Below are 26,489 nucleotides of genomic sequence, written 5' to 3'. Positions count from 1 at the left end.
ATTTTAGTTTTTTGTTTCGGCAGGTTCTTAGTTGTGCGTATCTTTACTGTTCAGCTATGGCAAACACAAAGAAAAAAAAGCCCGCAGAACCTGTTACGGAGGAAGAACGCATAGAGGTTTTTGGTGCGAGAGAACATAATCTCAAAAACATAGATATTTCCATTCCCAAGAATAAGCTGGTTGTATTCACAGGACTGAGCGGCAGCGGTAAATCTTCGCTTGCCTTCGATACCATTTACAACGAAGGTCAGCGCCGTTACATGGAAAGCTTCAGCGCTTATGCAAGGCAGTTCATGGGCGATATGGAAAGACCAGATGTAGACAAGATCACAGGGCTTTCACCCGTAATTTCAATCGAGCAGAAAACTACCAATAAAAATCCCCGCTCCACTGTCGGCACTGTTACGGAAGTATACGATTTTCTGCGTTTGCTGTTTGCACGTATCGGTGAAGCGTACAGTTATAACACGGGTAAAAAAATGGTGAAATTCAGCGAGGAAGAGATCGTTGAAAATATCTATACCCGTTTCAAAAATAAAAAGATCACTTTACTGGCCCCGCTGATCCGCGGGCGTAAAGGACATTACCGTGAATTATTTGAAGAAACCCGCAAAAAAGGATTTCTGAAAGTCCGCATAGATGGTGAGATCGTAGACCTGACCCCGAGACTGCAGGTTGACCGTTACAAGATCCACGATATTGAAGTGGTGATCGACCGGATGCAGGTAACGGATGATATGAGGGTGCGCATCAGCCAGAGCGTGCAGCAAACACTTAAAATGGGTAAGGAACTGATGTTCCTGCTGGTGAACGATACGGACAAACTTGTGCAGTATTCACGCCAGCTGATGTGCGAAGACACCGGTATCAGTTACGAAGAACCTTCACCCAATGCGTTTTCTTTCAACTCGCCCTATGGTGCCTGCCCGGTATGTAAAGGACTGGGAAATGTATATTCGGTGAGTATCGATGCCATATTGCCCGACCGCTCACTCAGTGTTAAGGAAGGAGGCATCGTCCCTCTCGGAGAACAGCGCGATGCATTTGTATTCCGGAACGTGGAGACCATTGCAAAAAAACATAAGATCCGCCTCGATAAGCCGATCAGCGAACTGCCGGAGTCTGCTCTTAATATCCTGCTTTACGGAAATGCCGAAGGCAGCGTATCAGAAGATGTTCCCGATATGGACGAAGCCGCAGGCAATGCCTATGAAGGCGAATTTGAAGGTATTGTGCCGATGCTGAAACGTTGGTTTGCCGGCAGTAACAGCAGCGAATCGCTGCGTGAATGGGTAGAGCAATTCATGGAGCTGAAAAAATGCCCTTCCTGCGAAGGCAACAGGCTGAAAAAGGAAAGCCTTTGGTTCAAGGTTGATGAACTGAATATTTCCGAGCTGAGCAATATGAATCTCGATAAACTGCTACAGCGGTTCACCGGGATCGAAAAACGACTCAGCAGCAAACAGAATACCATTGCCAAAGATATCCTGAAAGAGATCCGTGAAAGAGTTGGTTTCCTGCTGGATGTAGGACTGGCTTATCTTTCGCTCAATCGTCCTTCGCGTACGCTGAGCGGTGGCGAATCGCAGCGTATCCGTCTTGCAACACAGATCGGATCACAGTTGCAGGGTATTACCTATATCCTGGATGAACCGTCGATCGGGTTACACCAGCGTGATAATCACCAGCTGATCACCGCTTTGCAGAACCTCCGTAATATCGGTAACAGCGTACTGGTTGTTGAACATGATAAAGACATCATGATGGCAGCCGATCATCTTGTCGATATTGGTCCGCGTGCAGGTATTCATGGCGGAAGGGTAGTTGCTGCAGGTACGCCGGCAGAAGTACTGAAAAGTCATTCCGAAACTGCCCAATACCTCAACGGCGAAAAGAAGATCGCAGTGCCCGCCGAACGCCGGAAAGGCAACGGTAAAACCCTTGAACTCAAAGGTGCCAACGGTAATAATCTCAGGAATGTAAATGTGAAATTCCCGCTTGGTAAGCTCATCGTGGTAAGTGGTGTGAGCGGAAGCGGCAAGTCAACATTGATCAACGAAACCTTGTTCCCGGTATTATACCGTCATGCTTATAACAGCCGTATCACCCCCATGGAATATAAATCGGTGAAAGGCCTTGAGCATATTGATAAAGTGATCGAGATCGACCAGTCGCCGATCGGCCGTACACCAAGAAGTAACCCGGCTACTTACTGCGGGTTCTTTACGGAGATCAGGACATTGTTTGCTGCTGTGCCTGAAGCCAAGATCCGCGGTTATAATGCAGGGCGCTTCTCCTTCAATGTAAAGGGCGGACGTTGTGATATGTGTGAAGGCGGCGGTATGCGGGTAATTGAAATGAATTTCCTGCCCGATGTATATGTGCATTGTGAAAAATGCAATGGTAAAAGATATAACCGCGAAACACTCGAGATCCGTTACAAAGGAAAATCGATCAGTGATGTGCTCAACATGACGGTAGATGAAGCCTGCGAATTCTTCCAGCCGGTACCATTCCTTTTCCGGAAAATAAAAGTACTTCAGGATGTGGGCCTGGGTTATATCACACTCGGCCAGTCTGCCGTAACGCTCAGTGGCGGTGAAGCCCAAAGGGTGAAACTGGCAACGGAGCTTGGAAAAAAAGATACCGGTAAAACTTTTTATATACTCGATGAACCGACCACCGGCCTGCATTTTCAGGATATACAGCATCTGCTGGATGTACTGAACAAACTGGTAGACCGCGGCAATACAGTGCTGGTGATCGAACATAATCTCGATGTGATCAAGGTTGCCGATCATATCATAGATCTCGGACCCGAAGGTGGTGATGGCGGTGGTCGCATTCTTTTTGAAGGAACCCCGGAAGAAATGGCCGATAATAAAGAAAGCCATACTGCCCGTTTCCTGAAGCTTGAACTGGAGTGAGATCAGATACTTTAATCAATAATGTCAATGCGCGGCCTGTAAAGACTGCGCATTGTTGTATCAGGCATGCTGGAGAAGCATTTCAATATGCGGGATATTATCTTCCATATATACATCGCTGGTAACTTCAAACCCAAAACCACTGTAGAACCGCTGAAGATAAAGCTGCGCACTGATACGGATCGGGGCCGGCCCATACAGGTTATGGCAGCCTCTGATCGCTTCTGCGATCAGTGTTTTGCCCAGCCCTGTTCCTCTTGTATGAGGTGAGGTAATGACCCTGCCGATAGACATATCCCCGTAAGAAAGTCCGGGCGGCACCAGCCTGGCATAAGCGGCCAGTTTACCGTTATCCCAGGCACAGAGATGATGGCAGCTAAAGTCTTTATTATCTGCATCCTGATACACACATTCCTGTTCTACCACGAATACTTCATTCCTGAGCTGCAGAATGGCATACAGTTCGTGCGGGGTCAGTTGTTCGAAGGGTTTTACCGTCCAGGTGATATCGCTGTTCATATGAAGTACCTATTTCTTTATATATTAGATGCACAAAGATCGATAAACAATCCAAACTGCATATGCCTGGTTTTTCATTCATTAAAAAGAATGCATTATCTCTTGTTATACTTACGGGTGTTTTCATTTTCGCTGCGTTTTATACGTTCAATGAGAAACTCGATCTGAACGGAGATAACAGCTCTTATTATATTTTTGCCAAATCACTTGCCACCGGCAAAGGCTACAGCAATCTTGCATCACCCGGAAGCCCTGCTACCAACACATTTCCGCCGGGTTATCCGCTTATAATGGTACCACTGATGTGGATCACAGACAGCGTTACCGCGCAGAATTTCCTGGGTGAACTTTTTATGCTGGCAAGCCTGTTCACCGTCCTGTACTTCCTGACTAAAGCAACCAAAGATCGTTTTTTCGCACTGTTCGTTTCCCTGATGCTGGCCCTGAACTTTTACCTCCTGCAATTCGCCGGAATGATGATGAGTGAGCTGCCGTATGCATTTCTCACCATGCTGGTATTATACGGGTTATATGCTTTGCGGGATGACGGCGCCTGGTATAAAAGCAGGCATTACCTGGTCCTGGCCGGTGCGGCAATACTGGCTTATCATGTACGGACGCAGGGGATCGTTGTGCTGCTGGCCATACTGATCCATTTTCTCTGTCGCAAAGAATGGCGCCGGGCGATCATTACAATGCTTGTATTTGCAGCAGGATTGCTTCCCTGGATCATACGTAACCAGCTGATGCATCTTTCCGGCAGCCGTTATATCAGCCAGGTGCTGATCAGTAACCAGTGGGATCCGGAAAAAGGAACGGTAAGCCTGGCCGACTTTATAAGCCGTACATTCACCCATGCCTGGGAGATCGTTAGCCGGGCTTTACCGGCATCGCTGTTCAACTTCCTGGGTACGGATTATTCGCTGGAAGGACAATCTTATCCGTTTACCGGGATTATCTGCATGGCGGTGATCTTATTTGGCTGCTGGCAACTGAAAAAGATCCGTTTTTTTCTATTGGCGTTCATACTCGGTAATATTGGTATCATCAGTATCTGGAGCGCCAGGAGTGGTAACCGTTACCTTATTTGTTTCCTGCCCATCCTGTTCATTGCATTTTATTATGGGGTCTACAGCATCATTGAATGGGTGAGGAATCATAAATTAAAATTCAATACTGCTTATTTATGGGGAGCGATGAGCCTGGTGCTGGGGGTGATCCAGTTCCGGAACCTGGCGTTGCTGCACGATTTTAACAAGGACGATTACCCGGCTTCCTACCAGAGCTTTTTCGATATGTCTGAATGGATCCGCGATAACCTGCCCGACACGGCGGTCTACTGCACCCGTAAACCGGAACTTTTCTATATGTTCAGTAAAAGACAGGCGGTGAATTACCTGTATTCCAACGATCCTGCCAAAGTGGTGAATGCCCTTGCCGATGATAAAGTGGATTATGTGGTATTGGATCAGTTCGAATATTCGTCTACCGCTGCCTTCCTGGCGCCGGCCATCGAGAAATACCGGTCTCATTTTGCCATTGTAAACTACATAGGAGAACCGAGGGTATACCTGCTGCGGTTCGACAAGCAGAAAATACCGCCGGAAGCCGCAAAATAAGCCTTGTAAAAGAAGATAACCGAAAAACGGTATTTATTTCACACCTTTGCCGTTTTGAAGCATAGTATTATTATTTCCTCTGTATGAAGAAAAAAGTTGCCATTATCGGCGCCGGCCCCGCCGGACTTACCGCGGCCTACCTGTTGGGCAAGGAAGCCCAGGACGTGACCGTATTTGAAAAAGACCCGCAATATGTCGGGGGAATTTCACGTACCGAATCGTATAAAGGGTATCATTTTGATATCGGTGGCCACCGTTTCTTTTCCAAATCGAAAGAAGTGGAAGATTTCTGGACCGAGATCCTCGGCGATGAAATGCTGGAACGCCCGCGCAGTTCACGGATCTATTATAATAAGAAGTTCTTTTCCTACCCGCTGGTAGCTTTTGAAGCATTGAGCAAACTCGGCGTGATCGAGAGTGCGCTTTGTGTACTGAGCTATTTAAGGGCAAAACTGTTCCCGGTAAAAAATCCAACCAACTTCGAGGATTGGGTTACCAACCAGTTCGGTAAAAGGCTGTTCAATATTTTCTTCAAAACCTATACTGAAAAAGTATGGGGTATTCCCTGTAAAGAGATCAGCGCCGACTGGGCTGCACAGCGTATCAAAGGACTTTCACTCAGCAGTGCTATCTGGAACGCGCTTTTTCCTAAAAAGAAATCAGCAGGTGGCGATAAGGGTAAAGTGATCAAAACCCTGATCGATTCGTTCCGTTATCCGAAGTACGGACCCGGTATGATGTGGGAAGTATGTGCCGAGAAGAGTAAGAAAATGGGGGTACAGATTGAAATGAATTGCGGCGTGAAAGATATCACCCTCGCAGATGGCAAATGGACCGTACTCACTACCGACGGCAGGTCATGGCCAGGCTATGATTATGTATTGTCTTCCGCACCCATGCGCGAACTGGTGCAATCCGTGATCCCGCCATTCCCGCAGGCCGCACAGCAGTCTGCAAAGGCGCTGGGCTACAGGGATTTCCTTACAGTGGTACTGATCTGTAAAGATGAAGATGCATTCAGTGATAACTGGATCTATATCCACGATCCGAGTGTGAAAGTTGGACGGATCCAGAATTTCAAATCCTGGAGCCCTTATATGGTTCCGGACTCTGCAATGGCTTGTTACGGACTTGAATATTTCTGTTTTGAAGGCGACGGACTCTGGACCAGTTCTGATGCAGATCTGATCGCACTGGCTACAAGAGAAATCACCCAGATCGGCCTTACATTGCCGGCTGCAGTGGTGGATGGCTATGTGGTGCGCCAGCCAAAAGCTTATCCTGTATACGACCAGGAATACAAGCATAATGTAGACGAGATCCGTAATGCGTTGAAAGAGTATCCGGGTTTATATCTCGTAGGCCGTAACGGTATGCACAAATACAATAACCAGGATCACAGTATGATGACGGCTATGCTGGCTGCAAAAAATATTGTTGCCGGTGAAGAGCTTTACGATCTCTGGGATGTAAATGAAGATGCTGAATACCACGAAGGCGGCAACAGGGGCGCTGAAGAAACGGGCAAGGTCAGCGAACGACTCGTGCCTGTGCGAAACCAGTAATTATAAAAATATAGGCTATAACAAACCCCGTCTGCAAAGACGGGGTTTGTTATTTTATCGAGAGAGGAGTGAGGGGTAACCTTTGGTGTGGTTATCTTGCCGGTACTACCGGTAAACTTTCATTACCGGTTTCATTCACCGCCTGAACCGCAAAGAAATAATTGTCTTTTGAATACGGTAAGCGGTATTCAAGTTCTGTGGTAAAGAATTTCTTCTGCCAGAATGCGCTGGTGGTTTCGCGCATCAATACATAATACCCTTTTACTTTTCCTGTTTTAGGTTGTTTCCAGGTCAGCGATGTGTAATTGCTGAGTCGCCTCACTTCCACTTTTACATCTTCCGGCATGGCAGGAGCTTTAGCCAGGCTGGCGAGGTTGCTCAGGTTCATGGCCGTATTCTTACGCAGGTATTCAAAATCCATGAATTCGGGAAGATCTCCGTACTGGATGCCGTTCTCAACCCTTACGTTCTGGTGCTGGTGGTAATAGTTTTCGTTCATTTCCGTGATCCTCACAGCTGCATAACCGTTCTCCACATACGGAGAATGATCACCGCCACGCAGGAAACGGTCGTTCCGGTAGATCATCACCACTTCCAGGTTCTCTACATAACGTTCGCCGATCTCTTTTACATAACGGGCCAGCTGGCGTGCTTTACCATCGTTCTCCAGGCCCAGCTGACGGATATTCTTCGCGTTCTTTTCTGTTTCATAGGCAGGTAAACCTTCGCTGAATACGCGTACGCGTGTATTGTCGATGATGTTGGTTTCACTGGTGTTATTGCTGCCCATGATATCGTTGTTGAGCACGGCTTCAATTTCCCAGTTCTCTTTTTTTGCTTTACCAGCCATGAAATTGGCACCGAGCAAGCCCTGCTCTTCGCCACTTACCGTAACAAAGATGACTGTAGCGGGGAAGTTGTGTTTGCTCATGATCCGGGCACATTCTATTACCGCTGCAGAACCGCTGCCATCATCATTGGCGCCGGGTGCATCGCCGGTACGGTCCATCACATTGGTGCGCATATTGTCTAGGTGTCCGCTGATCAGGAAAATGCGTTTGTCCTCAGGGTTAGTACCTTTTAATACAGCCACAACGTTGCCAAGCAGAAGCGTGGTGTCAACCCTTCTTTTATCGGGCTGTAAAGTTGTGGTATCGATAAACGCGGTCATGCGCCCGCCGGACTGTTTCGCAAACTCGTTGAATTTGCTTAATACCCAGTTACGCGCCGCGCCGATACCCCGTTTGGGGTCTGACTGGGTGCTCAGCGTGTTCCTGGTGCCAAAAGCGACAAGGGATTTGATGTACGACTGTAATGAATCAGCAGATGCCTCTTTGACCATTTTATCGATCTCCGGATCGCGGACAATAGTTGTCTGGCTGAAAGCAGTGCCTGCAGAAGATATAAGCAGCAGCAGCGGCAGTAAGGTTTTTCTCATGATAGATGGTTATGTCTTAAAAATACTAAGGATACAGACAAAATCAGCCATCTTTTGATAAAGTGCTAAACAAAGCTTCAGGGCCGATGAACGGGCTATCCAAGGTTATCGAAATGGATGCCGAGATTGTCTAACATTGAATAACCGTCTTCATCGCTACCAACTGCATAATGCATCAGTGACAGGTCTTTATGGCCCGTTGGGGCAAGTTCTGTAGTGGCTTCAGCCAGGAAATTACGATCGTTTTTGGCATTAAGATCTTTACCTCTGAGAGAGGCTGGTTTTACTGAAACCGGAAGTGGTTCGTCTTCGTCTGAGTCGGATCCTTCGGATGGATCAGGTGGTTTAAATCCTGTTTTTACTGCCATTCCGCCTTTCCCTTCAGAGAAATGATCGGCAAATAACAGCGCCTGTGCGACCGAGGGCCACGCATCGGCTACTACAAGGGTATTTTCCGTTTCATGACTATAATCGCCGATAACAACGAAAGTGTGGTCTTTTTTGGAAACCAGTGTCAATTGATATTTTCCGGTTGATTTCAGATATTCAAATACAACAGCTGCATATTGTGCACAAGTACCGCCACGGCTAAGCCCGGCTGCTGCGTTTTCATTTACGCTTTTAATAAGATGATCGCTGGGCATTTCAGCAACCCTTATGGGGTTAATCGCTTTGGCAATATTGCTTCTTTCGCCTGCATTCCCTTCACTCACATGCTGGGCTTCCAGCTGGTTTCCTGCGCCCCACTTAAAAATAGATTTTGCGTGGGCAATTGCGGCTTGTGCCGCTGCAAGCCTGCCAGGTATATCAAAATTTCTGGCATCGCCCGCCTTTATTTTTCTCAGCTTCTGATTTTTCCCCATCATATCGTAGATATAATCCAATACATCATCCAGATCATTCAATCCTGCAAAATCGGATACAAGTTTATTTGCGATCGGAGTGATTACACCCGGATATCTTTTTTTCAGCTTTTCCACTACCTGTGTTGCAGACTCTTGGCCAAAAACACCCTGAACAACCGGTGTTATCATTTCTTTTACCGGTTGGAGAGGGGCGGGCATAAAGGCTTTAACGCCTGGAGGCGCTAATGATTTTCCATTGCCTGTAACAGATGCAGCATTGGATCTGCCGGCGCTTTCTTTCGGGCTGCTGGTGGAGAACATAGGATGCTGTTTAGATGACAATAATTGCAGGCATCCCGGGTAAGATACAAAACAGGTAATGGTAAGATACAAAGAGTTTGTCAGAAGAGGAACATCGGCCTAATAACCGTACTTGTTTTTCCAGCGCTCTTTGAGGAATTTCCTCAGTTCCTGCTCCCGGGCATTATTACCCGGATCATAAAAGCGCGTGCCGGCGAGTTTTTCAGGCAGGTATTCCTGCTCGATGAAATTTCCTTCGCCCTGGTGGGAGTACTGGTAGTTCTTGCCGTAATTAAGGTCCTTCATCAGTTTGGTAGGCGCATTCCTGATATGCAGCGGAACCGGCAGGTCGCCATGTTGCTGAACAGCACTGAGTGCTGCGCCGATTGCCATATACGAGGCGTTGCTTTTTACGGAAGATGCCAGGTATGTGGCACATTGGGAAAGGATGATCCGGCTTTCCGGGTAACCTATTTTTGCAACTGCATCGAAAGTTGCATTTGCCAGCAACAGCGCATTGGCATTGGCATTGCCTATGTCTTCACTTGCGAAGATCAGCATGCGGCGGGCGATGAATTTCACATCTTCCCCACCTTCGATCATCCTGGCCAGCCAGTAAACAGCTCCGTTGGGATCGCTTCCGCGCATACTTTTGATAAAGGCTGAAATAATATCATAATGCTGCTCGCCCTGTTTGTCGTACAAAGCCACTTTTTTCTGTGCAACATTCATCACCAGCGCATTGGTGATAACAATGTTCTTCTGTGCATTTTTCTTTTGCGCTTCTGTTTGCACCACGAGGTCGAACAGGTTCAGTAGCTTGCGTGCATCACCGCCCGAAATATTGATCAGCGCTTCCGTTTCTTTTAATGTGATGATATACTGTTTCAGTACTTCATCCTTTTCAATGGCCTGCTGCAATAATGCAATAAGGTCTTCATCCTGCAGCGATTTCAATACGTATACCTGGCAGCGGCTGAGCAAGGCGCTGTTTACTTCAAAAGAAGGGTTTTCTGTTGTGGCGCCGATGAGTGTAATGGTGCCTTTCTCCACAGCACCCAGCAATGCATCCTGCTGGCCTTTGTTAAAACGGTGGATCTCATCTATGAACAGGATCGCGCCGGGCTGGTGTTTCGCTGTATCGATCACTTCCCGCACATCTTTTACACCGCTGCTGATGGCACTCAGCTGGAAATAAGGCGCATGCAGCGTATGGGCGATGATATTGGCGATGGTTGTTTTTCCTACACCGGGTGGCCCCCATAAAAGCATCGATGGAATACGGCCCTGCTCTATGGCTGTTCTCAGGATACTACCCTTGCCTGTCAGGTGTTCCTGACCGGCAAGGTCGTCCAGTGTTACCGGGCGCATTCTTTCGGCTAATGGTGCTGCATGATTCACAGGGTAAAATTACTTAAAAAAATGTGCCTGTGCTGCGAGGGGATCAGGATGCCCGGAATACGTGCCGGTAAATTTTCATAAGCCTGAAATTCAGGAATACATGTACCAGCAGCAGGATACTGAAGAAGAAGAAAAAGCCGGCCATGCCCTTGAGGATACGCATGAACATATCCACATCGATACCTGCGCCTGCGCCCGACTGTGCCTCGATCAGCTGTGTCATCGCGGAACGTAAAGTAGCGGGATCTGAGATGAAAATGCTTACGGCATTCAAAAAGAACATTATCCCTACAAAAACACATACATACGCATTTACCCTTATCCAATCGCGTAACCCTGGCTTGCAGGGCCTGCCGGATTCAATTCCTTTCTGGAGAAAGCTCAGGCTGGTGAATGAATAAATGGCAATGCACGCGAAAAGAAAGGCGGCAAGTAATATGGCCGGGTTCACAAGCGCTGCCAGCAGGAACAATAATGCGAACAGCCCGAATATACCGGCAAATGGCAAGAGTATAAACGTAAGTAAACGGAAAATAGATAATTGTTTCATACAAAAGTTACCGCAGCAACTGCGCTGCCGTGGCACAAATGTATCAATAAAACGGGCAGCATAAAAAAAGCCGCAATCTTTGGACTTGCGGCTTTTGAAAATGAGGTGGATTTATTTCAGATCCAGTTTTATCTGTAATTCGTCGAATTGCTTGTCGTCTATACTGCTCGGTGCATCCAGCATTACATCGCGGCCGCTGTTGTTTTTCGGGAACGCAATAAAGTCGCGGATACTCTCGCTGCCACCGAGGATTGAACAGAGCCGGTCGAAACCGAAAGCGATACCTCCGTGCGGCGGTGCGCCATATTCAAAAGCACCCAGCAGGAAGCCGAACTTGTGCAGGGCTTCTTCCTCACTCATACCCAGTGCAGCAAACATTTTCTCCTGCAGCGCACGCTGGTAGATCCGGATTGAACCACCGCCGATCTCGTTTCCGTTCAGTACCATATCATATGCATTGGCTTTGATATTGGAATAGGGGTGTTCCAGGTATTTGTCTGCATTTTCAATAACGGGATTGTTATTGATCATCACATCGATCTGGTCCGGCTTCGGTGAAGTGAACGGATGGTGTCGCGCTACCCAGCGGTTCTCTTCTTCCGCATATTCGAACAGCGGGAAATCCATCACCCATAATAACCTGAATTCATCTTCTTTACGTAAGCCTAATCTTTTACCCATTTCAAGCCTTAGCTCACTGATCGCTTTACGTGTTCTTTCTTCACGGCCCGCCAGTATCAATACCAGGTCGCCGGCTTTGGCTCCCGCGGCTTCCGCTATTGCTTTCTGTTTTTCTTCGCTGTAAAACTTGTCAACACTGCTCTTGTAAGTGCCATCTGCATTGCATTTGATGAATACCAGTCCCTGCATGCCGATCTGCGGACGTTTTACCCATTCGGTCAGCTCATCGGTCTGCTTGCGGGTATATTCGCTGCAGCCCGGAACTGCAATGGCCAGCACTGTTTCTGCGTTATCGAAAACACCGAAACCTGCCCCGTTGATCAATTCTCCGGTTGCAGAGATCCGGCCGCCTTTCAGGAATGCCGATTTCAGGTTGGCGATCTGCATGCCGAAGCGGATATCGGGCTTGTCGTTCCCGAACTGCCACATCGCATCTTCCCAGGTCATGCGCTCTACCTTGTCTGTATAATCAATGTCCTTTACATCTTTGAAGATCCTTTTCACGAGGCCTTCGAACATGTTCAGGATATCTTCCTGTTCCACAAATGCCATTTCACAGTCGATCTGTGTGAATTCCGGCTGCCTGTCGGCACGGAGATCCTCATCGCGGAAGCATTTTACGATCTGGTAATAACGGTCATAACCGCTTACCATCAGCAACTGCTTGAATGTTTGCGGCGATTGCGGCAAAGCATAGAACTGCCCGGGATTCATACGCGATGGTACCACGAAATCCCTTGCACCTTCCGGCGTGGACTTGATCAGGAATGGTGTTTCAATATCCATGAACTGGTTCTCGTGCAGGTAGTTGCGCGCCGAACGGTTCACTGCATAACGCAGCTCCAGGTTCCTTTTCACCGCATTACGCCTCAGGTCCAGGAAACGGTATTTCATACGCAGATCATCACCGCCATCGGTATCATCCTGGATGGTGAATGGTGGTACCGCTGATTTATTCAAGATGCTGAACGACTGAATACTGATCTCGATATCGCCCGTAGGGATATGACTGTTCTTGCTGCTGCGTTCTGATACCACGCCCGTTGCCTGCAATACGAATTCGCGTCCGAGCGGGTTGGAATCGAGTAATGTGTTGAGGTCTTCACCAAATAACAATTGCGTAATGCCATAACGGTCACGGAGATCAACAAAAGTGATAGCGCCGAATTTACGAACGGTCTGAACCCATCCGGCCAGGGTTACTTCCTTGTTTACGTCACTGATCCTTAATTCACCACAGGTGTGCGTGCGATACATACGATTGATTTTGCTTGATGTTTATGGCTGCAATCACAGAGAACAACAGCAGGGCTGCTCTTTGCTGCAAATATAGCTGAATTGGGCGTTCGGACTTTTCGTTAAAAAAAATATAAAAGGGACCTGTGACGCCCGGTTTGCAGTTTCTGGTAAAGGAATTGAATAGGTATTCACAGAAACAGTTTGATGTACCAATAAAACCACTGTTATGAAAAGAACTTTACTCATCTCATCTCTTTTACTGGTTCTTGTCTCTTTTACCGCCTGTAAGAAATATGTATCCGTACCTTCTCCGGGTGCTTTATCCGGTTCCTGGATCGTTACGGAAACAAAGGAAAGCAATGGCTATGGCTGGCGCTATTTTAACTCAGGGCTCGAGAACGGCGTTTTCGACTTCTACAGCAACGGCTCTGCGAAATATGATGATGGCTATAACCGTATGAACGGTACCTGGCTTATCAGGTCTGTGGTGGGTGGCTATTACGACCAGTACGGCGATTATTACAATGGTCGCCACGATATGTTTGAAATTCATGTGTACGACCGTTATACCGGAAGCTCTGTAGACCTCTTCTTCGATGATGTGGTGTATACCGGAAACCGCCTGATCGCTACTTTGTACCGCGGCGGTTATGTGTCGAGGTATGTATTCTCACGGTATTAACGAAAGCGGCCGGTTTAACCGGCCGCTTTATTTCTTAGCTGATCAGGTGCGGCACAAACCGGCTGTTGTTGGCCGTGATCAGGTCATTTGCTTCCCTGATACCCATGCCGGCAGGTTCCTGGCCAATAACCCAGCTGCCGATCACAGGATAATTTCCATCGAATTCCGGCAATGTGAACAGTTGCTGGAAAACAGCACCTTCTCCACCATACATGCCTTCCGTATGCTGCAGCAGTTTTCCATCCTGCACCAGGTTGATGTTGGCACCTTCGCGGCTGAGGATCGGTTTTTTTACATAATCTGTAAGCCTGCCCGGCTCAAAATATGCCGGCAGCAGGTAAGGGCAATCCGGGTATAATTCCCATAATACAGGCAGGATCGCTTTATTGGATAAGATCATCTTCCAGGCTGGCTCTATCCATAATGCATGGTTGCTGTCCCGGAGGATATTCTCACCGAATGATTCCTTTAACAGCCATTCCCACGGATAAAGTTTGAAAATATTTTTCACCGGTTTGTTCTCCATGTCTACAAATTCCATGGTGTCGCTGTTCCAGCCCAGATCATCTATAAAGATGAGTTTTGTGTCGATGCCGGCCTGGATAGCACAGTCGCGCATGTACTCGGTGTTGGTCAGGTCTTCCAGCGTTTCTTTCAGGCAGGTGAAATGAAGCGTTCCCGGGTGAAGGTAAGTATGCAGGTATTTCCAGTAGGCGATCAGTTTTTCATGGATACTGTTGAACTGGTCTTTGTTCTTGTCAAAGTCCTGCAGCCAGAACCACTGCACAATGCCGGCTTCATACAGGCTGGTAGGTGTATCTGCATTGAACTCCAGCATTTTTACTTCGCCGTTTTTGTAGCAGAGGTCAAAGCGGCCGTAAATGGCAGGGTGATCTTCTGTCCAGCTTTTTTCAATCAGCGGAATGGCCCATTCGGGAATGGCGAATTTATGATACAGGTTATGATCCATCACATGCTGTACCGCTCCCAGGCAAAGATCCCAGAGCTCCGCAGTTGCTTTTTCAATGAAGAGGATCTCGTCCATCTTCATCTCGTAGTATACAGATTCATCCCAGTAAGGGACGTTGGAAGTATGGAATCCGAATCCCAGTTTTTCTACGGCAGATTGCCAGTTGTTCCGGGGATTGGTTTTTATTCTTTTCATAAGTTGTAATAATGGTTGATGTTCTTGTAAATGTTACGATGAAACACTGAATGCACTGCGTCCGAAACCGCCGCGTGTTACAGCGCCCTTGAACGTGTTGGATCCGATATTCGATCTTACCGGTAATGCCGATGAATAATAACCCGCATGGTTGTATACACCATTGCTGTAGTTACCATAAGGTCTGAACGCATAATACCATAAGTGACTTCCGCCATGATACCTGGCGCGCGTGTAAGGCGCTGTGGAATCGCTTCTGATGTGTATGCGGGCATTATCGTCCCAGTCTGCTTTCCTTTTCGGCTGATTACAACTGGCCAGCGCCGCGGTGATCAGTACCAGTTCTATATAAGATGATTTTTTCATGTTGCTGTTACTTAACGGTAATAAAGATCTCGTAAGCTTTGTTGATCCATACATTTTTTGTTTCGCCTTCACTGTTCTCCGCTTCCGCAAAGGTTTTACCGAGCGAAGGAACGGTATCCTGGTAAATAAAAGCTTTGCTCAGTTCATTCTTTACCCACACGCGGTGTGTGGTAATGAGCAGGTCGTGCTGTTCATCGAGATGTTTCACTTCTACTGAAGTTTCTATGGCACCGTTTTTGTTTACACTTGTACTGATGTCTTCATTCTTCTCTTTACAGGAGATAAGACACATCAGTAATGCAAAAGCAATGATCGTTAAAACGAAGGGTTTCATTTGTTTATTCATAATCGTTGTATAAAAAATAGTGACAGTCCGCTGCATCATTGCAGCATGATCCGTGCAGGCAAAATACCGGCTGTTGACGTGTAATGCCAGGACAGATGTAAAATAGGAAAGAGAAACTAGAGTGTGCGGACTTCCGGTGGTTTTACACGTTGTCTGAAACGGGCAAAAAGGAATTCCAATAAGTGGTTCATATCACATAGGAGCGAGGCTCCGTTTACTTTGATGGTGTAAAGATAGAGAGTGGCTATACCCCATGAAAGCAGAACAGGGCCAAGCGGGACTTGCGTTCATATGAGCGGTAAAGTACCCGTGATGAACGGTAGTTTAATTCAATTACCGGCATATATGGAGGATAAGTGGCAGTCTTTATTGAAATAGCGTTGCAAATAAAGCGGGTGAAATACCCCTTTATAGAAAAAATAAACAGTAAGCGTAAGCTTCATTTCGTGAAAAGAACCGTGAATCTTAAGTGCCAGTGAACGGAAATTTTTGTAAACAGGGATTTCTGTCTGAAGACCTGATGTTTCATGCGATACAACGGATAAGCATGTATGTCCCACGCTTATTTTTATTCTCTGCGCATAGGGATGTGGCGTACCAATTTAAGTTTATGAAAAAAGGGATTTTCCTTGTTACCGTCGTTTTGTTCTTTATGTCATGCGCACCTTACAAGGCCATTGATCTTACAAGGGTCAGCCTGGGGATGAGCAAGGAAGAAGTGTACACTGCATTGAAAAAGAAACCCGATAATGTGATCGGCAGTACACAGTATGGAAACGACGTACTCGAAGTAATGCAATACACCAGGTACGATGCCGGAACCATGCAGATCGCTGAGCGTTATTACCTGTATTTCCTGAATGGCAAACTGAAGCAATGGGGCCGGCCGGGCGACTGGAGAAAAGAAGCCGACCGGATCTATGAATACAGGAATGGATAAAAGCCTGTTTCATGATAACATAAATGACCGCACATGTAAATAAAAAAAAGGACCATTCCTGAAACAGGAATGGTCCTTTTTTTAGTTGAACGGGGATGTTAACTTTTTATATTCAGCCATTCGTTGCGGAGCTTCACCTGTTCAGGGGTAGCTGCCGGATCGAAGGAGAGGACGTTGAGGCGGCGCTGAGTAATGGTTTCAGCTTTTGTTTTCAGCTCAATATTTTTGCTGGCATCGCCTTCTTTTCTTGCTACGGTAACGGTAAGATCATCACCTGCTTTAACGGCTTTCTGCCACTCGGATTGTACCTGCATAAAATTGTTGATGTCTACAGGCCTGCCGTTGATCGCAAGAATAGTGTCACCTACTGCATAGCCCATTTTTTTACCGATATCGTTCAGTGTAGCAGTGCTGGCTATGATCAGCTTGCCATTGCCGGCACGTGCCCTGAAACCACCCAGGCTATATACCTGGAACGGTTGTTCCTTATCCCATTTGATACCTGCGGAAGCAAAGATCTCTTCCAGCGGCAGCGGGGTAGAACCTCCTACATAGGTAGTCAGGAAATCCTTGATCTGCGGATAGGTCAGTTTTCCGATCACATCAAACAGTTCGCTGTCTTTGAATGGTTTTCCTTTCCCGTATTTTTTGGAGAGATCGGTAACGAGGCTGATGATATCGTACTTGCCGCCGGATAACTGCCTTAAGCGCAGATCCAGTGCCATAGCGATCAGTGCACCTTTCTCGTATACGTTTCCGTATTGCGGTGCATATTCCGGCTCGAGCACATGCTTGCTCATGAAGGTGAACGGAAGCGTGTCTTTGTACTGCATCCTGGAACTGGTGATCTTGCCGCCCATTTCTGCAAAGAACTGTTCAGGGGTGATCATACCTGCCCTCACCTGCGCAGCATGTGCATGGTATTCGGTTGTTCCTTCATAAAGCCAGAGATGTTCAGACATTTTCGGGTGTGCGAAATCGAAATACTGGATCTCTTCAGAATGAACATTCAGTGGTGTGAGGATATGGAAGAACTCATGTGCAGCCATATTCTTGAACTGCGGCATGAACTGCTCCGGCGCGCGTTCTATCAGGTTGTAGAATGAGCAGTATGAGTGCTCGAGTGCGCCTATAGAGCCGGATAAAGTTCCTTTGTCGGTCAGGTTGATGATGAACACGTACCTGTCTACCGGCAGCTTACTGCGGATATATTTTCCCTGCGCCTGCAGCAATGTATCAAGGTGTTTGGCCAGTGCGGCTGCGCGGATCACTTTATTGGGTGAATAAACAGAGATCACTACTTCGGCGTTGTTTACTTTAATGGTTGCTGTATCAGGCTCGCAATACATGATCGGGTTGTCTACGATCTCGCCGTAAGTTCCCGTGCGGAATACATCTGCCGTGCGGCTCTGGTCATGATCTGTCATGGCTGTCGAGCCATAGAATCTTTCAGGATGTTTGATGGTAAGCTGGTAAGGAATCTGCTCCATCCCTTCGAAATAACCGAGAACCGCATGTGTGTTGATCACATAGCTGGTGTCTTTCTGGATATTGGTACCGGCGGGTTCAAATACTTTTTCTTTTCTTTCTGCCGCATCATAAGTATCGTTCACTTTGTAAGTGATGCGGTACAGCTTGCTGGCATCGTTGATCTTCCAGGTATTTACATCCGGATGCTCGGTTGTAAGTTCTTTGCCGTTTTTATCGAAGGCTTTCAGTTCCTCAACAAAATAGCCGTAGTTATCATCCGAATAAGTACCGGGTACTGTTTTTGGAATATAATAATGGATGGTTGATGCAGTGATCGCCGGGGTTAACAGTTCCACCACAAAACGGTCTTTGTCGATCTGGTTCAGATCCATGGTGAAATCATACTTCTTAACGGCCTTCTGTGCAGAAGAATGTGCCGTTATTGCGGTGAGCATTACCAGGAACATAAAACCCCTGAATGCCTTTTTTCTCAAATGCGTAATAGCACGTATTGTCATAGGTCTTTTTTTATGAAATTAATGGTTCAGTGTTAATACTGGTACGGATTTGTGTTGACTGGTAAAATTACATGGTTTCTTTTTCGTGCCTGTGTGTAGGTTGCCAATAGATGTAATAATAAGCCAGCATCAGCAGGCCGCTGAAGAAAGGAATGAGTGTCAGGTGTTTAAAGGTGAAGTCGCCCCAGACCGGCAGGCTGTCGAAATGAAAGAACTCGCTGATCATCCAGTAGGAATTGGCTGTGATCCAGACAGTAATGGCAAGGTTATGGCAGCGTTCAGACATCAGGTGCCTCGTGCGCCATGCAATCACGATGGAAATGATCAGGGTAGGAAAGATCATGATGATACCCAGTGGCTTCCAGATCATACACCATGCTACATCTTTGAAAAGCCAGAATACAATGTGCATGTTTTCCATTTTCCGGTACGAGAGCGGAATGGTATACGTGTCTTCCGACGTTTTGCTCATATAGGTTGATTTGGAACTAAGATAAAATTTACCGGCTTAATATTCTTGTGAATCTTCTTACATCCACCTGTGGTGTGAGCGGCGCCTGGTGTACAAGGTGTTGCGCCAGTTCTGCTGCAAAATAGGGCGCCAGAGAACAGCCTTTTGTTCCCATGCCGTTCAGGATGCCAACAGACGGCATTAATGGGTGCAGTCCCGCAAATGGCCTGCGTTCCATATTGGCCGGGCGTTCGGATGCGATATGGTCAACAATGGTATAAGGAAGTCGAAGCCAGTGTTGCAGTTGTTGTTCTGCCTTTTGCCTGAATTCCGGCGAGGGCTGCAGGTCTTTGAAATTCCATTCATAAGTGGAACCGATCCAGAAATGCTCTTCCTGCCAGGGTACAAGACTGATGCCCTGCTTGAAGATATTGGTGCGCGGAAGACCGGGTATATGCGCAATGATTGCCTGGCCCTTGTTTCGTGCATATGGCAGCATGCTGAAATACGGATTATCGAAACCTTCCGTTCCATCACAAAAGAAAATGCCGGATGCACTGATGTCTTTATAGGTGATCTTCTCCGGGGTGATCTCACAGTATTCCAGGCTGAAGCGTTCTTCAAGAAGTGATTGCTGCTGAGAAAGTTTCGCGCGCCAGCCGGCCAGTAATTGATGCAGATCTATCAGCCAGCAGGGATTGATCTCCCCGATACTGAAAGGATAATCGAAATACTCTTTCCACTGATCACTGTTATCGGGAATACGCAGGTATTCTTTTTCTACAGGAATTCTCTCGGCAAATGCGAGTTGCATCTGCGGCGTGGGGTGGAAATCGAGAATATTGCATTGACGGATCAGTGAAACTTCCAGCTCTTTTTCCAGCCGGCGGTAAGTGTCAACCGCAAATGGCATCAGCTTTTCTATCTCCCAGGTTCTTACGATCCGACGGCCGGTTACAGGATTGATCACACCGCTGGCTACTTTGGAAGCGCTGTATGGCCGGCTCTCGTCGATCACCAATACCGAACACCCTGCCTGTACCAGGAAATAACTCAGGAACGTACCGCATAGCCCCTGTCCAACAACAATATAATCTACCTGCATCCGGCAAAGGTGCAACAAATAAAAAACAAAAAGCCCCGCAATCGCAGGGCTTTTCACTGGTGGTATCTGTTTTAATTAGCTACCCTAAGGGTAATACCGTTTGAATGGGCTGTGAATTCCGGTGCGTACATGCACTGGATATTGGCAATGCCTGCAGAGAAAACTCCTGAGTGCGTGATGAATACCGGGTATTCAAACACATAGGTTCCTTTTCGCAGGTTGCTGATGAAGAAATTACTGCTTGCATCTTTGGTGCTTTCGTAGTAACCGAGCCCGTCCTGCCATTTATAGCCGCTGAGCACGTTAACAGGCTCCATGGCTGCTGCACGCATGTCTTTCAGATGCACGTAATCCATATCGCGGTCGCTGCGGATCTCCATGCGGACAACGATCTTGTCGCCCACTTTTACTTCTGCGTTTTCTTCAAGGGCTGTCAGTACTTTTCCTTTGTCTGTGTTCTTTTCGAGGAAAAGCTTTTTTGTGATGGATAATGGCCCGCCGGCAGTGGTGACCTTATCCAGGTTTTCGAAATACTGCCAGTAAACACTGCCCCAGGCAGGCTGGCTGTTTTTGTTTCCGGCTGAGCTGACTGTTACCGTAACATTGCCCATCTGTGGTGTCACATTTTTACTATCGATTCTTTCTTTGAAATAACCGCTTCCTGCTTCTGCAGGTTTATCCTGGCTGCTGATGGTATAATTGCCCAGTGTAATGCTCACCTTTCTGCTGTTGTTCAGCCAGCTTTCGTTGCCGCTGAGCAGCGCATAACATGCATCGGCAGTGGCAACGGTGGTTCTCCAGTTATTGGTCTGTTTGTTTAGCAGTAACCAGGTTCTTGCCGCTGTTATTTTATCAGTAATATTTTTCTGCGGCTGGTTCTGCTGCATTTCCTGCAGGAAAGCGATCATCATCGACTGGTGCTCTACCGGCGATTCATACCAGAAACAGGTCTGGCGGTTCTTCCAGTATACACTGTTTTTCGCAGCATCCGTAACCGAATTCTCAAGCACTGCGGGAAGAATATAATTGTTTACAAACGTTTTCTCATTGTTCTTCAGGTAAACAATACCGAGCATGGCTTTGTTGTACAGGTTCTGTGTATTCCAGGTTTTTTTACCCAGTTCATAATAATAGCTGAATGCTGTTTTTGAAGCAGCAGACTGCTGGATATTACCAAAGAAGCTGCGCATGTACAGGTATTGTATTTCTGTTGTGCTGATGGTCTGCTGCGACGTGGCTATTTTCGATGCAGCCATTCTGTTGAAATAATCGGTTGCAATCCTCCCGTCAAGATAAGTCACCGCATTTCCGATCAGGCTTTGCATGCGCAGTGCCAGGTCTGGGGTAAGCGCGCCGAGTCTTTTCAGTTTGCCGATACCGGTGAGGATATAGTTGGTAATATACCTGTCTTCTCCGCCACCTTTGAACCAGCTGAATGCACCACCGGGAAGCTGCTGATCCTGCAGTTTCCGGATGAAAAGATCCGACTGGCTGTTCAGTGCGGCCATGTCGAATAACTGAGCGATATTCCTGCGCTGCTCGTTCTCGGAAACCGCGTTCATTACCCAGGGCGTCTCCTGTAGGAGCAACTGCTTCAGTTCCTGGTTTTTCTCAAGATTACTTTTCAGTGATGCGGTATCTTTCTTCCAGGCTTCAAATACTGTTCTGATAGCCGGGTTGCTGTTCACGATATAAGCCGCGAGAGTATTCGCATAAAAACGATTAAAGGTTTGTTCTGCGCACTCATACGGATAATTGATGAGATAAGGCAAAGACTGCACGGCATACCATACGGGGTTACCGGTAAATTCAACAGTAAGCGCTTCGTGTGTGAGTGTTTCACTTGAATTGTTCAGCAGTTTGTCGAAGCGGAACGTTCTGGTAGTGTCTTTGCTTACATACAGCGGCAGACTTTCGGTTACCAGTGTACGGTTGGTTACCACCGGAATGATATTCTCCTCGCCATCGCTGAAATTACCTGCACGTGCCACAAAACGCCAGATCAGCGGTTTGTTGAAGCTGAACGGAATCTGTATCGGGAACTTGAGCGCACTTGTTTTACCTGCCCCCACTGTGAAATACTGTACCGGGAACATATTCTGGAACCAGCCATCAACAGGTTTAAGTGTGGCCGCATCCAGCAGTTCAAGTGTAACCTGTCCTGTAAGTTCGCTGTCGCCTGTATTTACTATGCGTGTGGTGAGTTCGATATTGTCTCCTTCGCGCAGGAATCGGGGCATACCCGGACGTACCATCAGTGTTTTCTGTGTGATTACAGAAGCAGAGGCAGTGCCCATGGCGAGATCTTTCGTATGTGCAAAGCTCATCCATTTCCATTCAGTAAGCGCTTCAGGTATGGTGAAGCTGAAATTGTAATTACCTGATGAATCTGTATAAAGATGTGGCAGGAAAAACGCTGTTTCGTTCAGGTTTGTTCTTGGGGTTACAGGTTCTGATGACCCTGGTTTGGTAGCGATGATGATCGCGCCATTTGCACCTGCGCTTCCATACAATGCCGTTGCATTTTCTGCGTTCAGAACACTTACGTCTTTCACATCATCTGCATTCACGCTTTCCAGGCCCGCTACCTTTCCATTGAGGACCATCAATGGTGCGTTTGCCGGAGATGCACTTGCAGCACCCCGCAGCACAACACGGCTCGCAGTTTTAGAAGCGCCGTAGCCAACAGTTACCACTTCGTTCAGCGCACCATCCGAACGGCCCATGCTGTATGCCTGTGCAAGCTCGTAGTAACGACTGTATTTTTTCAATTTGTCGTTATCCATCAGCAGTTGTGCAATATCTGTAGCCAGCTGATAATAGGTATTTACAGGCAAGTCAAGTAAATGCAGGTCAATATAGTTCTCATTGGAATTAACGGAATTGAAATTATTGCTGCCTGAAAAAAGCCCCGATGCTGCTGTGGTTTTCCAGAGCAGTGGCACGCTCCAGTTATTCTGCCTGAACTGATCCAGCGAAGCATCATACATGCTGGTGAGCAACTCTGCATTCACAGCAGAATCCTTATTGCCTTTTACAGATACGGTCCATTTTTCCCGGCTGCCCGGTTCTGTTTTATTGCGGTAGCTGGTATATGTTACTTTCAGGTCTTTATTGCTCCATGGCACATTTACATAGTACTGATGCGTATACAAACGATTATTGTAGATATATGCCTCATCGATCACCACACCACCGCGATCATTTTCTGCGGGTGTGTAAACGAGTTGTTCAGCACCCTTCTGTCTTTCCTGGTAACTGTAACTTCCTTTACTGTCTGAAGGTTTGGTGGTTTTCCTGATCACATAGAGGTTGTTAACATTACTTCCGGCAAGAAATACAGCTTTTTCGCCAGGCTGCACTACATCTTTAATGTTGTAGCTGAAGTCAATACCCGGACCAGGAAACTTCCCTGTTGAAGCCTGGAAGAGTTGCATATAACGGATGTCTTTCACTGTGTCGCCATGTTTATCCCTGGTGATGGATTCAATTTTATAAGTGCCGGGCTGGAGGCCTGTAACGTTAAATTGTTCTGTATCTTTTGTATTCACTGTATACTCCCCGGCGTTACGTGCAACTTTCCAGGTAGTATAATCCGTTTCATGTTCATATTCATCATTGGGGAAGTAACGCTCGAATTCACTACGCGTCATACTGAACTGATCCGGACGTTGCCAGTATCTTTTCCGTAATGTTTTATCCGGGGCCTGAAGCTGATAGAAACGAATGTTCACCATAGCAGGTTCTTTTTCACCTGCCAGGTTGGTAACCGATACGGATAATTTTTTCAGGCTGTCCGCATCTGCCATCACAGGTGTATTTACAGCGAGTAAAAGTGAAGTGTAACCGATGCGGATACTGATGCTGCTGCTTCTGGTTTCACCACCCGGATCGGTGATGTCTGCCTTAACCGTAAAACTGAATACCGGTTCTCCGCTGCGGTCGGTAATATCATCTGCAAGTGCTGCAAATGGGATGGAGAATTTGCCGTCTGCATCCGTAACCAGTTCGCCATGGCTGATCTCTCTGGCAGGTAATGGCATTGTACGTAACCATGGATATAGTGCACGGGCATTCCTGGTTACAGTATAAATTACTTTGGCATTACCTATCTTATTTCCTGCGTAAGCGGTTGCTGTTCCGTTTACTGTAATGGAATCATTTAAACGGTAACTGCCTTTGGGTTTGTCGAATGCTACATTGAAAGTAGGGCGTTTATATTCTTCTACTGAAAAATAAGTGGCTGATTGATTAAACCCACCGGCTTCGATACTGAACTGTCCTGTCAGCAGGTTTTGCGGAATGCTGAAACGTCCGCTGAAAGAACCATAACTGTTGAGTGCATAGCGAAGCGAATCGATTTTTTTCCGGTTGGCATCTTTCAGGTAAACCCATGCTGAATCATGTGTCTCGATCAGTTTGCTCTGGCCATTCGCACGATCCCGCGTTACTGCGATCCCTTTGAACTGAACGGTCTGGCCCGGGCGGTAAATGGACCTGTCTGTAAAGAAGTAAACCCGGCTGTTATTCTTTTCCAGCCGTTTTATATTTTCTTCAGTTTCATTTTCCGTGTCGTTTTCATACACGATATAATCGTTTTCGCGCAGATCGAGTTTTTCCTTGTCTTTTACAAAAGTGTATCTGAAGGAGCCGTCGCGCTCTTTACCGGCAAATCTGAAAAAACCGTTTTTATCCGTCTTTCGGGTGGCGTAAGGTTGAAACACCACCATCTGGGCTTTGTTATTGTAAATGCCTTTCGAGATCGTAACAGTTACATCGGCCAGCGGAGCGCCTGTTTGCCTGTCGGCGACGAAAAAGTCGTTCCCGTTGCGGATATAAGCGATATTCGAAACGGAGAAGAATTGCATGCTGAGTTTACTTGCAGTGTCGCTGAATGCAGCATCTGAAGAGCCGATGATGGTATAATTGCCGGATGGCAGCCCGTCGATCCTGATCTCGGTAGCGTGCCGCTGGTGATCATTTGTGGCGGGTAGCGGCTGTGTGAATGTTTTATATACCGGCAGCTCCGTTATTTTTTTCCAGTAACCATCGAGCCAGTACTTATTCCTGATCGCATCATTGTCGTCTATTTTCACAATGCGGCCATATAATGTATTGATGTTCCTGTAAGATACAAGTGCACGGAAGGGTAGGCCGGGAAGATTGACCTGTTCTGTTTCCGTGCTTAATTCTTTTCTGTTGATCTGCAGCAGCAGGTTCTGCATATTGATGACGCCTTCTGTTTTTTTATCAAAAAGCGGAACAGCTCTCTCAATGATCTGCCTTGCCCTTACATGCGCATAGCGGTTGGTGCTGTCTCCGAACGGAGTGTACCTGTAACCCTTATCGTTTTCATAAACAGCCAGCATATACCAGGCATTGGCAGCAGCGGGGTGACTGCCGTATGTTGCCGCGGCGTTTTTCAAAGCCTGCACATAACGGTCTTCTTTATAATTGAACCCTGCATGTTCATAAGCCCATTGGATCCGCTCGATATCGGCATAAGACAAAGCGGTCTTGTCTGCATCATCGAGGTGGGCAAGGATGAGTTGCTGATAGAGCAGTAATGCTTTGTAATCTGGAAGAGTAGTATCCTTAACCGAAAAACGTGTTGTGGCAAATTGCCGGTAATCGGCCAGCAGGGCGGGATCGGTAACCAGGAAAGCAGGAAGTGCATTCCTGGAAAAAGCGGCGGCAGAGGTAAAATAGTAAAGAGCTTCATGAACGATCACATCGTATAAGGTAGGCCTGGCGCTGATATTGCTGCCTTTGATCAGTACGGCTGCATAATGCTGCACGTTTGTCCGGAGCAATGCAGCATGGGGTTCGAGACTGGCAATGAAATGACGGGCGATGGCTTTCTCAAAATCAGCGGCGCTCCAGGTGCTCAGATCGGCGTGGGTATAATTTTCTGTTGATTTACGATTGTAGATTACCCAGCGCTGGTTGTTAAAATACTGGTTAAGATATTTGGCCGCCAGCGCGTGCAGTACACTTTTCTGAACAGGATCGGTTGCCTGGCTGATATCTTTTTCAAGGGAACTGAACTTTTTCAGGCTGGCGTTTTCCTCCACTTCGTTTTGAAGTGAGTAACGGTAGATCAGGGCTTTGATCACCTGCGGATACAGGTTTTGCTGCCTTGCTCTACCGTAGATCGTTTCTACTTTGGTGAGAGCCGATTTGGTCAGGTTACGTGCTACAATAAGGGTGTCGATCTCAAGCCATTCTTTTTGAAATGCCGTATCTGCGCTCCGTTGTGCTGACAATGCCGTTACAGAGCAAAATAAGCCGACTACGATACAAAATTTCTTCCATGCCATGCTGTAGGATTTTTGGGTGAAAATACACTGTTGTGATTAAGG

18 protein-coding genes are annotated in these 26,489 nt (G+C 47.0%); 5 read left to right on the top strand and 13 right to left on the bottom strand.

Going from position 1 to position 26,489, the window contains the following annotated elements:
• Nucleotides 1-56 precede the first annotated feature (56 nt).
• The gene (gene uvrA, locus B5D42_RS12350; RefSeq protein WP_078831828.1) at nt 57-2,927 is read left to right on the top strand and encodes an excinuclease ABC subunit UvrA; all 2,871 of its coding nucleotides are present in this window, start codon (nt 57-59) and stop codon (nt 2,925-2,927) included.
• Nucleotides 2,928-2,987: 60 nt separating this feature from the next.
• On the opposite strand, the gene B5D42_RS12345 is transcribed toward uvrA, so the two are convergent.
• Nucleotides 2,988-3,446, bottom strand: a complete 459-nt coding sequence (locus B5D42_RS12345; RefSeq protein ID WP_078831827.1) for a GNAT family N-acetyltransferase — start codon at nt 3,444-3,446, stop codon at nt 2,988-2,990.
• Nucleotides 3,447-3,508: 62 nt separating this feature from the next.
• Here B5D42_RS12345 and B5D42_RS12340 point away from each other — a divergent pair, with 62 nt between their 5' ends.
• Together B5D42_RS12340 and B5D42_RS12335 are read left to right on the top strand one after the other, a co-directional pair.
• Nucleotides 3,509-5,065, top strand: a complete 1,557-nt coding sequence (locus B5D42_RS12340; RefSeq protein ID WP_078831826.1) for a glycosyltransferase family protein — start codon at nt 3,509-3,511, stop codon at nt 5,063-5,065.
• A gap of 83 nt (nt 5,066-5,148) precedes the next feature.
• Nucleotides 5,149-6,630, top strand: coding sequence for an NAD(P)/FAD-dependent oxidoreductase (locus B5D42_RS12335; protein WP_078831825.1), 1,482 nt, complete (start codon nt 5,149-5,151; stop codon nt 6,628-6,630).
• Between the two features lie 91 nt (nt 6,631-6,721).
• Here the strand turns inward: B5D42_RS12335 and B5D42_RS12330 are convergent, their stop codons facing one another.
• From B5D42_RS12330 to aspS, 5 genes are all read right to left on the bottom strand, one after another.
• A complete protein-coding gene (locus B5D42_RS12330) occupies nt 6,722-8,068 on the bottom strand; it encodes a M28 family metallopeptidase (protein ID WP_078831824.1) in 1,347 nt (448 codons plus the stop codon).
• Nucleotides 8,069-8,163: 95 nt separating this feature from the next.
• Nucleotides 8,164-9,234 (bottom strand): hypothetical protein, encoded by a 1,071-nt coding sequence (locus B5D42_RS12325; protein WP_078831823.1) that lies wholly within the window; start codon nt 9,232-9,234, stop codon nt 8,164-8,166.
• A gap of 99 nt (nt 9,235-9,333) precedes the next feature.
• A complete protein-coding gene (locus B5D42_RS12320) occupies nt 9,334-10,614 on the bottom strand; it encodes a replication-associated recombination protein A (protein WP_139367139.1) in 1,281 nt (426 codons plus the stop codon).
• 43 nt (nt 10,615-10,657) lie between these two features.
• Entirely contained in the window at nt 10,658-11,164 is a 507-nt protein-coding gene (locus B5D42_RS12315; RefSeq protein ID WP_139367138.1) for a hypothetical protein, read from the bottom strand.
• Between the two features lie 111 nt (nt 11,165-11,275).
• On the bottom strand, nt 11,276-13,102 hold the full coding sequence (gene aspS / locus B5D42_RS12310; RefSeq protein WP_078831820.1) for an aspartate--tRNA ligase: 1,827 nt from the start codon (nt 13,100-13,102) through the stop codon (nt 11,276-11,278).
• A gap of 208 nt (nt 13,103-13,310) precedes the next feature.
• Here aspS and B5D42_RS12305 point away from each other — a divergent pair, with 208 nt between their 5' ends.
• A complete protein-coding gene (locus B5D42_RS12305; RefSeq protein WP_078831819.1) occupies nt 13,311-13,766 on the top strand; it encodes a hypothetical protein in 456 nt (151 codons plus the stop codon).
• Between the two features lie 34 nt (nt 13,767-13,800).
• On the opposite strand, the gene B5D42_RS12300 is transcribed toward B5D42_RS12305, so the two are convergent.
• The 3 genes from B5D42_RS12300 to B5D42_RS12290 are packed head-to-tail and all read right to left on the bottom strand — an operon-like array spanning nt 13,801 to nt 15,643.
• The gene (locus B5D42_RS12300) at nt 13,801-14,931 is read right to left on the bottom strand and encodes a glutathionylspermidine synthase family protein (RefSeq protein ID WP_078831818.1); all 1,131 of its coding nucleotides are present in this window, start codon (nt 14,929-14,931) and stop codon (nt 13,801-13,803) included.
• 33 nt (nt 14,932-14,964) lie between these two features.
• The gene (locus B5D42_RS12295) at nt 14,965-15,297 is read right to left on the bottom strand and encodes a hypothetical protein (RefSeq protein WP_078831817.1); all 333 of its coding nucleotides are present in this window, start codon (nt 15,295-15,297) and stop codon (nt 14,965-14,967) included.
• Nucleotides 15,298-15,304: 7 nt separating this feature from the next.
• Complete coding sequence (locus B5D42_RS12290) at nt 15,305-15,643, bottom strand: hypothetical protein (protein WP_078831816.1); 339 nt, start codon at nt 15,641-15,643, stop codon at nt 15,305-15,307.
• A gap of 610 nt (nt 15,644-16,253) precedes the next feature.
• On the opposite strand from B5D42_RS12290, the gene B5D42_RS12285 reads away from it, so the two are divergent.
• Nucleotides 16,254-16,583: a hypothetical protein gene (locus B5D42_RS12285; RefSeq protein WP_139367137.1), complete on the top strand. Its 330-nt coding sequence runs from the start codon at nt 16,254-16,256 to the stop codon at nt 16,581-16,583.
• Nucleotides 16,584-16,681: 98 nt separating this feature from the next.
• Here B5D42_RS12285 and B5D42_RS12280 read toward each other — a convergent pair whose 3' ends face one another.
• The 4 genes from B5D42_RS12280 to B5D42_RS12265 all read right to left on the bottom strand — a co-directional run bounded on the left by B5D42_RS12280 (nt 16,682) and on the right by B5D42_RS12265 (nt 26,447).
• Nucleotides 16,682-18,571 (bottom strand): M61 family metallopeptidase, encoded by a 1,890-nt coding sequence (locus B5D42_RS12280; RefSeq protein ID WP_078831814.1) that lies wholly within the window; start codon nt 18,569-18,571, stop codon nt 16,682-16,684.
• A 67-nt stretch (nt 18,572-18,638) separates the two neighbouring features.
• Nucleotides 18,639-19,043, bottom strand: a complete 405-nt coding sequence (locus B5D42_RS12275) for a hypothetical protein (RefSeq protein ID WP_245825664.1) — start codon at nt 19,041-19,043, stop codon at nt 18,639-18,641.
• Nucleotides 19,044-19,071: 28 nt separating this feature from the next.
• Complete coding sequence (locus tag B5D42_RS12270; protein ID WP_078831813.1) at nt 19,072-20,127, bottom strand: NAD(P)/FAD-dependent oxidoreductase; 1,056 nt, start codon at nt 20,125-20,127, stop codon at nt 19,072-19,074.
• Between the two features lie 71 nt (nt 20,128-20,198).
• Complete coding sequence (locus tag B5D42_RS12265; protein WP_078831812.1) at nt 20,199-26,447, bottom strand: alpha-2-macroglobulin family protein; 6,249 nt, start codon at nt 26,445-26,447, stop codon at nt 20,199-20,201.
• Between the last annotated feature and the right edge of the window lie 42 nt (nt 26,448-26,489).

This window comes from Sediminibacterium ginsengisoli (assembly GCF_900167075.1).
In the GTDB taxonomy this organism is placed as follows: domain Bacteria; phylum Bacteroidota; class Bacteroidia; order Chitinophagales; family Chitinophagaceae; genus Sediminibacterium; species Sediminibacterium ginsengisoli.
Note: the sequence above shows the minus strand (reverse complement) of the source record. Positions and strands in the feature narration are given on the sequence as shown.

Bases quoted from the DNA above. Each gene is read 5' to 3' on its own strand.
- uvrA (WP_078831828.1), top strand. From the start codon at position 57: ATGGCAAACACAAAGAAAAAAAAGCCCGCAGAACCTGTTACGGAGGAA.
- B5D42_RS12345 (WP_078831827.1), bottom strand. From the start codon at position 3,446: ATGAACAGCGATATCACCTGGACGGTAAAACCCTTCGAACAACTGACC.
- B5D42_RS12340 (WP_078831826.1), top strand. From the start codon at position 3,509: ATGCCTGGTTTTTCATTCATTAAAAAGAATGCATTATCTCTTGTTATA.
- B5D42_RS12335 (WP_078831825.1), top strand. From the start codon at position 5,149: ATGAAGAAAAAAGTTGCCATTATCGGCGCCGGCCCCGCCGGACTTACC.
- B5D42_RS12330 (WP_078831824.1), bottom strand. From the start codon at position 8,068: ATGAGAAAAACCTTACTGCCGCTGCTGCTGCTTATATCTTCTGCAGGC.
- B5D42_RS12325 (WP_078831823.1), bottom strand. From the start codon at position 9,234: ATGTTCTCCACCAGCAGCCCGAAAGAAAGCGCCGGCAGATCCAATGCT.
- B5D42_RS12315 (WP_139367138.1), bottom strand. From the start codon at position 11,164: ATGAAACAATTATCTATTTTCCGTTTACTTACGTTTATACTCTTGCCA.
- aspS (WP_078831820.1), bottom strand. From the start codon at position 13,102: ATGTATCGCACGCACACCTGTGGTGAATTAAGGATCAGTGACGTAAAC.
- B5D42_RS12305 (WP_078831819.1), top strand. From the start codon at position 13,311: ATGAAAAGAACTTTACTCATCTCATCTCTTTTACTGGTTCTTGTCTCT.
- B5D42_RS12300 (WP_078831818.1), bottom strand. From the start codon at position 14,931: ATGAAAAGAATAAAAACCAATCCCCGGAACAACTGGCAATCTGCCGTA.
- B5D42_RS12295 (WP_078831817.1), bottom strand. From the start codon at position 15,297: ATGAAAAAATCATCTTATATAGAACTGGTACTGATCACCGCGGCGCTG.
- B5D42_RS12290 (WP_078831816.1), bottom strand. From the start codon at position 15,643: ATGAATAAACAAATGAAACCCTTCGTTTTAACGATCATTGCTTTTGCA.
- B5D42_RS12285 (WP_139367137.1), top strand. From the start codon at position 16,254: ATGAAAAAAGGGATTTTCCTTGTTACCGTCGTTTTGTTCTTTATGTCA.
- B5D42_RS12280 (WP_078831814.1), bottom strand. From the start codon at position 18,571: ATGACAATACGTGCTATTACGCATTTGAGAAAAAAGGCATTCAGGGGT.
- B5D42_RS12275 (WP_245825664.1), bottom strand. From the start codon at position 19,043: ATGAGCAAAACGTCGGAAGACACGTATACCATTCCGCTCTCGTACCGG.
- B5D42_RS12270 (WP_078831813.1), bottom strand. From the start codon at position 20,127: ATGCAGGTAGATTATATTGTTGTTGGACAGGGGCTATGCGGTACGTTC.
- B5D42_RS12265 (WP_078831812.1), bottom strand. From the start codon at position 26,447: ATGGCATGGAAGAAATTTTGTATCGTAGTCGGCTTATTTTGCTCTGTA.